The organism is Neisseria sp. P0021.S005 (assembly GCF_051956955.1).
In genome coordinates, this window is record NZ_JBQCWY010000130.1 from 1 (window position 1) to 7,107 (window position 7,107).

Below are 7,107 nucleotides of genomic sequence, written 5' to 3' on the forward strand. Positions count from 1 at the left end.
TTTTTGTGCAAGCAAAATTCAAATACGTTTCGTTCTGGGCCATTATTAGTTGCATGTGCTTTTTTAACTATATAAGGCTGATGCTCATCTAATGTAAATTCACCGATGTATCGGACATGAGCATTTAGTGTGTCATTAGCAAAAACACGGATGGCTTTTCCTGTCTGTTTATGTTCCAAGAGAGCTTTATTCCCATTGATCATACGCTGATCACCACGTTGTCCTTCGCCACAATAAAACAGGGTGGTTCCCTTCTCATCCCAGCGATCATAATAGCCGTGGTCTTCGCCTTTTTCTGGGTGAGTAAAGAGGAAGATATTGGGCGTTTTTGCCGAAGCAGCAATGCCACTTTGTCTATTGCCACCGTATTGGTCATGTAATTCTGAACGTTTAATAATATCGTTTTCTTGTAAAGAAAAAGAGTTGGAAGACATGCGACTCTCCATTTTATTAAAAAGGCCGTCTGAAATTTTTTACTCCGGCTTAAATACGCCTGTATCCGTTTTAGGCTGCTGCTCGGCAATTTCGGCTTTTGCCGCAGCCTGCTCCGCTTCGGCTTTTTCAGTTTCGATGCGTTTTTTCTCGGTTAGGTATTGGTTGATTTGGTGTACCAATTCCTGTGTGCCTTGATGGGTCAGGGCGCTGATTTGGAAGAGGCGCGGGGTTTCCATGTCGAATTGGAAGCGGTCGTCTGGTTTGGGGTAATCCCAGCCGATGGCTTCGAGGAAGGAGGCGGTGCGTGCTTGGGCTTCTTCTTCGTCGAGCATGTCGAGTTTGTTCAGCACCAGCCAGCGCGGTTTGCCGTAAAGTTCTTCATCGTATTTGCGCAATTCGTTGATGATGGCTAGGGCTTCTTCAGCAGGGTTGACGGTTTCGTCGAAGGGCGCCAAATCGACGACGTGCAACAGCAGGCCGGTGCGCGATAGGTGTTTGAGAAAGCGGTGGCCGAGGCCTGCACCTTCTGCCGCGCCTTCAATCAGGCCGGGGATATCGGCCATGACAAAGCTGTGGTTTTCGTCGATGCGCACGACGCCTAAATTCGGATGCAGGGTGGTAAAGGGGTAGTTGGCGATTTTGGGGCGTGCGGCGGATACGGCGGTAATCAGGGTGGATTTACCGGCGTTGGGCATGCCTAACAAGCCGACGTCGGCGAGGACTTTAAGCTCGAGTTGCAGGGAACGGGTTTCGCCTTCTTCGCCGGGCGTGGATTGTTTGGGCGCGCGGTTGACGGAGGATTTGAAGTGGATGTTGCCCAAGCCGCCTTTGCCGCCTTTGGCGAGGCAGACGCGCTGGCCGTGGTGAGTGAGGTCGGCAACGATTTCGTCTGTATCGAGGTCGCGGATAAGGGTGCCGACGGGCATTTTGAGGACGATGTCGTCCGCACCTGCGCCATAGCGGTCGGAGCCGTGGCCTTTTTCGCCGTTTTTGGCTTGGTAGCGTTTGACGAAGCGGTATTCGACGAGGGTGTTGGTGTTTTCGTCGGCTTCTGCCCAAACGCTGCCGCCTTTGCCGCCGTCGCCGCCGTCAGGGCCGCCGCGGGGTACGAATTTTTCGCGGCGGAAACTGGTTGCGCCATTACCGCCTTTGCCTGCGGCGACTTCGATTTTTGCTTCGTCGATAAATTTCATGATGTTCTCTTATGGGTATTCGGTTGTTTCAGACGGCCTTTGTTAATAGAGGAGCTTGGTGTCTGAACGGATAAAATGTTGCTTATTATAAAGGATATTTCGGTTTTAGGCCGTCTGAAATATGGTTTCAGACGGCCTTGGATTTATTGGGCGAGGGCTTGGTCGATTTCTTGGTAGAGTTGGGTGAAATTGGGTTCGCCAACGTAGGTTTTAAGGATGTTGCCGTTTTTGTCGATCAGGACGGAAGTCGGGTAAACCTGTGTACCAAAGGCTTTTGCGGCAGTTTTGTCGGCATCGTACATGACGGTGAAGGGAAGGCCGTATTCTTTGACGTACTGATGGACGCTTTCGATAGGATCGATGGGCTGGGCAATGCCGAGGACTTGGAAATTTTTGCCTTGATAGTCTTGGGCGGTTTTGATGATTTTAGGCATCTCGCTCACGCAGCCGGGGCAGGAGGGAAACCAGAAGTTAATGAGGGTAACTTTGTCTTTCAAATCGGCGTTGGTAATGGTTTTGCCTTGCAGGTCGGGCAGGGCGAAATCAGGGGCGGCTTTGTTGCTGGGGATAAGGACGAAGGTAAGAAGCGCGCCAATCGTGGCAATGACAAGGAGTGTGAGTATTTTTTTCATGATTCGAGGTTTTGAATTGCGTGTGCTAAGGTTTGGGGAACGCTGATGCTGTGGCCGCTTTCGCTGCTGACGGGCATAAGGGTAACTTCGGCTTCGATGGCAGCTTTGCCGTTGGGCAGGGTTGCGGTTTGGCTGAGGATGATGTGGCGTGTGCCGATGTCTTTCAGACGGCCTGTGAAGGTTAAAACATCGCCTTCAAGCGACGGGCGGCGATAGCGGATATCGACGCGTGCAACAACGAGCATGATGCCTTCGAGTTCGGACAGAAGGTCATGCTCTTGAAAAAACGTCCAGCGCGCTTCTTCGAGAAATTCGAGATAGCGCGCATTGTTGACGTGGCCGTAGCCGTCGAGATGGTAGTTGCGGACGGTCAGTTTCATCAGTTGAGATTGATGGGTTGGAACTCTTCGCGTGCGATTGGTTCGTGTTCGAGGTCGGTAATCACGGTGGAGAGTTGGATATCGAACCATTCGTTGAAAATGTCGGCATCCAAATCCGGCCATTCGCTTTCGTCTTCGCACCAGTCGGCCAATTCGGCAGCAAAAATATCTTCAAAACGCGCTTCGATTTCGTCCCATACTTCGTCGGCAGTTTCGCATGGGCGAACGAGGTAGGAATTGGCATCGGCTTGAATGTCTTCCAGTGTCAGGCCGTCTAGGTGATTGCCGGGCAGGGATTTCAGCCAGTTCCAAAATGGATCGAGGGGGATAAGCAGGAAGACGCTGCGGTTGACTTCGTACATGGTGTTTTCCTTGGTTTCTGTATAGTTGAATGATATAGCAAAGGTGGTGGACTGGCTATCTTTTGGGGGATAAAGGCCGTCTGAATTTCAGACGGCCTTTATTTTTGGGAACAATCAGAGGTTTTCTGATGGTGTTTGATACAGGGTTTGGGGATTGGCTGTATCGGGAATTTCTGCCGGAGCGGTTTGAGGGGCTGTTACCGGTTCGGAAGTGGCATTGCTGTCCACTAAGTCATCAATGTCGATGTTGTCGTCTTCGCTTTGAGGGAGCGTGCCGCCGGTTTGTTGGGTGCGGACTTTCATGTAAAGGTCGCGTGTGTAGCTGTATTTGTCGATGGCTGCACCTTCGAGGCTGTCGGTCAGGTCGAGCAGTTCTTCACGGGTGTTGATGGCTTGCAGGCCGATTGTGCCCCAGCGTCCTGCTCTGGTGTGGAAGACGGCATTTTTAACCGGATAGACGGTGGTGACGGCGTTGCCGACGGTATCGCGTACGGTAGACGGGCCGAGTAGGGGGACAACGAAGTAGTTGCTGTTTTTCCAGCCCCATGAGGCGAAGGTATCGCCGAGGGTGTTTTTATTGCTGGGCACACCGCCTGCACCGGCTACGTCGATTAAACCGCCAAGGCCGAAGGTGGTGTTGATGCCGACGCGGACGAGGTCTTCGCTGGCGCGTTTGACGTCAAGGCGCAGTACATTGCTGCCGAAGCTGACGACATCGCGCAGGTTGTTGAAGAAGTTGATCACGCCGGTACGCACCGGTTTGGGCGTTATTTTGCGATAACCGCGTGCGACAGGGGAAAGGACGTATTTGTCTGCTTTGTCGTTGAACTTGGAAACGGTACGGTTGTAGCCTTCGTAAGGGTCGGCTGGATTGCGTTCGGCAAGTGCGGGAGCGGAGGCTATGCTGATGAGGAGGCAGAGTGAAGCGGTGGTTTTTTTCATGATTGCAACCAGTCTTTGATTTCGTAAAGTTCGGCCAGTGCGCGGACGGAATCGGGAATGTTTTGAATGGTCGGTTTTTTGTCTGTCCGGCGCAGAGCGTTGAGCAGCAGGGAAACGCAGGCTGAATCTGCTTTGCCTACTTGGCTGAAGTCTATACTGTCTGTTTCTTTCAGACGGCATTGTTGTTCGTAGCGCGCAAAGGCGGAGGCAGTCAGGGTTTTGACGGTAACGTCGCCGCTGATGTAGAGCGTGCCGTTGCGGATTTCTGTTTGCATGGTGTCTTTATGATGTAAGGCACCATGCCGTCTGAACATCAGGCGGCATGGTGCGGGGGTGGATTATTTACCGCCGTTTTTGGCTTTCAAGTCGGCAATCAGGCCGTCGATGCCTTTGGCTTTGATGGTTTCGCCGAATTGGTTGCGGTATACGGTAACCAAGCTTGCGCCTTCTACTGCGACATTATATGCGCGGTATTTGCTGCCGCTTTGGTAGGTGGTGAAGTCCATGTTGACCGGTTTTTGGCCGGAAACGTTGATTTCGGCGCGGACGACGATTTCTTTACCGCCTTTGTTTACGACCGGGTTGTCTTTGATGTTGACCTTGGCGTTTTTGAATTTCAGCATGGTGCCGGAGTAGGTGCGGATCAGCAGGGTTTGGAACTCTTTAGTCAACGCTTGTTTTTGTGCGTCAGTCGCAGTACGCCATGGGTTGCCGACGGCCAAAGCGGTCATGCGTTGGAAGTCGAAGTAAGGGATGGCGTAGGCTTCGGCTTTTTGGCGTGCAGTGTTGGCGTCGCCGCTGTTGAGGATTTTCAGCACTTGAACGGAGTTTTCACGGACTTGGTTGACTGCGTCGGCAGGAGAGGCAAATGCCATGCTGATGCTCAATACGCCGATGCTCAATGCGCTGATGAAAGAAGTTTTTTTCATGATAGTGTCCTGAATATTGAGTGGATATGTGTTTATTGTTTGTTTTGACCGGCAGATTCACCATCTGCGTTTTTCTCGGCAAAGCTGGTCATGAATTTGCCGATAAGATTTTCCAAAACCATGGCGGAGCTGGTGACGGTAATGGTGTCGCCTGCTGCCAAAGAATCGGTATCACCGCCTTGTTGCAGGCCGATGTATTGTTCGCCCAACAAGCCTGAAGTCAGGATTTGTGCGGAAACGTCGCTGCTGAACTGATATTGGCTGTCCAGATTGAGGGCGACTTTTGCCTGATAGGATTTAGGGTCGAGCTGAATAGAGGCAACGCGGCCCACTAGTACGCCTGCGGATTTGACCGGAGCGTTGGTTTTTAAGCCGCCGATGTCGCTGAAATCGGCATAGACGGTGTAGGTTTGTGATGATTTGCCGAACGATTGTCCACCGGCGGCGCGGAAGGCGAGAAAGCCGATGGCGGCCGCGCCCAATAAGACAAACAGTCCTACCCAAAATTCCAAAGCATTTTTTTTCATGTGCTATTGTCCTTGTTTCATTCTTTTTAAGTGTCGTTTCAGACGGCCTTTAGTCGGTAAACATCCATGCAGTCAACATGAAGTCGACGGCGAGGATGGTCAGGGCGGAAGACACTACGGTGCGTGTACTAGCGCGCAAAATACCTTCGGAAGTCGGTACGCAGTGGAAACCCTGATGTACGGCGATCAGCGTAACGGCTACGCCGAAGGCGGCGGATTTGATTAAGCCGTTGAGGACGTCGTAATGAAAGGTAATGTTGTTTTGCATTTGCGACCAGAAAATACCGCCGTCCAAACCCAGCCATTCGACGCCAACCAAATACGCGCCGTAAATGCCGGCAACATTGAAAATTGATGCCAGCAAAGGCATGGAAAACACCCCCGCCCAAAAGCGTGGCGCAACCACGCGTGCCACAGGATCGACCGCCATCACGTTCATTGCTTCAAGCTGTTCGGTGGTTTTCATCAAGCCGATTTCGCTGGTCATGGCACCGCCCGCGCTGCTGGCAAACAGGATGGCCGCCAATACGGGACCTAATTCGCGCAACAGGGAAGCGGCAACCATATAGCCCAAAATATCGGCGGATTTGAATTTTGCCAGCTGCGTATAGCCCTGCAAGCCCAATACCATGCCGACAAACAGGCCGGACACAGCAACAATCAGGACAGACAACACGCCTGCAAAGTAAACCTGGCGGATGCTCAGGCGTGGGCGGGTAAATGCCGTACCTGATTTGGCCAGGATGTGCAGGAAAAACAGCGTAATGCTGCCCAGCGATTGGATGAAGCCGAGGGTTTTTGCCCCGACGAAACGGATAAAATTCATAGGTTTCAGTTGATTGGTTAAATGGTTTCAGACGGCCTTGTTTAAGTTTCAGGCCGTCTGAACATCAGCCCAGCAAGTCTTGTTTTAAAGTCGTTTGCGCCGGATAGCGGTAGGCGACGGGGCCGTCTGCCAAACCGCCGACAAACTGGCGTACCCAAGGCGAGTCGAGTTCGCGCATTTCTTCGGGCGAGCCGGAGAACATGATTTCGCCGTGTGCCAAGAAAATGACTTGATCGACAATTTCCAGTGACCTTTCAATATCATGTGTTACCATGACGCTGGTCGAGCGCAGGGCTTTGTTGGCACGGCTGATGAGGTGGGCGATAACGCCCAGCGAAATCGGATCGAGGCCGGTGAAAGGCTCGTCATACAACATGATTTCAGGGTCGAGCGCAATCGTACGCGCAAGGGCGACGCGGCGCGACATACCGCCGGAAAGCTCGGAAGGCATCAGGTTTTCAACACCGCGCAAACCGACTGCATTCAGTTTCAACACCACCAAATCGCGGATGACTGCTTCGGGCAAATCCGTCAGCTCGCGCATGGGGAAGGCGATGTTGTCGAAGACGGATAAGTCGGTGAACAATGCGCCGTGTTGGAACAAAACGCCCATGCGGCGGCGGTGTTCGTACAGCTCCTGCGCCGAAAATGCGGCCAAATCTCGCCCTTCAATCAGCACTTTTCCCGATTGTGGGTGAATTTGACCCGTAATCAGGCGCATCAGCGTGGTTTTACCGCTGCCCGAACCACCCATTACGGCGGCGAAATTGCCTTGTGGAATGCTGAAGTTGATGTTGTTCAGAATAGGACGGTCGCCATATGCGAAGGCAACGTCTTTCATTTCGATGAAGGGTGTGGAACTCATGCAGGAGAGGGGTGTC

At 52.4% G+C, this 7,107-nt stretch carries 11 protein-coding genes; all 11 read right to left on the reverse strand.

Annotated features, from left to right (window positions below):
• Window positions 1-434 (reverse strand): restriction endonuclease (locus tag ACTHUE_RS08830; RefSeq protein ID WP_440402864.1); only part of this gene is annotated, 434 nt, incomplete at its 3' end.
• 39 nt (window positions 435-473) lie between these two features.
• Window positions 474-1,628, reverse strand: coding sequence for a GTPase ObgE (gene obgE / locus ACTHUE_RS08835; protein WP_108699895.1), 1,155 nt, complete (start codon window positions 1,626-1,628; stop codon window positions 474-476).
• A 143-nt stretch (window positions 1,629-1,771) separates the two neighbouring features.
• Window positions 1,772-2,260 (reverse strand): peroxiredoxin family protein, encoded by a 489-nt coding sequence (locus ACTHUE_RS08840; RefSeq protein WP_101755758.1) that lies wholly within the window; start codon window positions 2,258-2,260, stop codon window positions 1,772-1,774.
• Window positions 2,257-2,640, reverse strand: a complete 384-nt coding sequence (locus tag ACTHUE_RS08845) for an acyl-CoA thioesterase (RefSeq protein WP_107848611.1) — start codon at window positions 2,638-2,640, stop codon at window positions 2,257-2,259. Before ACTHUE_RS08845 ends, ACTHUE_RS08840 begins: the two co-directional genes overlap by 4 nt.
• Complete coding sequence (locus ACTHUE_RS08850) at window positions 2,640-3,002, reverse strand: hypothetical protein (protein WP_003681812.1); 363 nt, start codon at window positions 3,000-3,002, stop codon at window positions 2,640-2,642. The genes ACTHUE_RS08845 and ACTHUE_RS08850 overlap by 1 nt, the downstream gene beginning before the upstream one ends.
• A gap of 114 nt (window positions 3,003-3,116) precedes the next feature.
• Complete coding sequence (locus tag ACTHUE_RS08855; protein WP_049335811.1) at window positions 3,117-3,944, reverse strand: MlaA family lipoprotein; 828 nt, start codon at window positions 3,942-3,944, stop codon at window positions 3,117-3,119.
• The gene (locus ACTHUE_RS08860; protein WP_036493932.1) at window positions 3,941-4,219 is read right to left on the reverse strand and encodes an STAS domain-containing protein; all 279 of its coding nucleotides are present in this window, start codon (window positions 4,217-4,219) and stop codon (window positions 3,941-3,943) included. Before ACTHUE_RS08860 ends, ACTHUE_RS08855 begins: the two co-directional genes overlap by 4 nt.
• A 63-nt stretch (window positions 4,220-4,282) precedes the next feature.
• Window positions 4,283-4,873, reverse strand: a complete 591-nt coding sequence (locus ACTHUE_RS08865; protein WP_003681817.1) for an MlaC/ttg2D family ABC transporter substrate-binding protein — start codon at window positions 4,871-4,873, stop codon at window positions 4,283-4,285.
• A gap of 32 nt (window positions 4,874-4,905) precedes the next feature.
• A complete protein-coding gene (gene mlaD, locus ACTHUE_RS08870; protein WP_003748012.1) occupies window positions 4,906-5,400 on the reverse strand; it encodes an outer membrane lipid asymmetry maintenance protein MlaD in 495 nt (164 codons plus the stop codon).
• Window positions 5,401-5,449: 49 nt separating this feature from the next.
• Window positions 5,450-6,226 (reverse strand): lipid asymmetry maintenance ABC transporter permease subunit MlaE, encoded by a 777-nt coding sequence (gene mlaE, locus ACTHUE_RS08875; RefSeq protein ID WP_070695255.1) that lies wholly within the window; start codon window positions 6,224-6,226, stop codon window positions 5,450-5,452.
• A gap of 64 nt (window positions 6,227-6,290) precedes the next feature.
• A complete protein-coding gene (locus ACTHUE_RS08880; protein ID WP_049344969.1) occupies window positions 6,291-7,091 on the reverse strand; it encodes an ABC transporter ATP-binding protein in 801 nt (266 codons plus the stop codon).
• Between the last annotated feature and the right edge of the window lie 16 nt (window positions 7,092-7,107).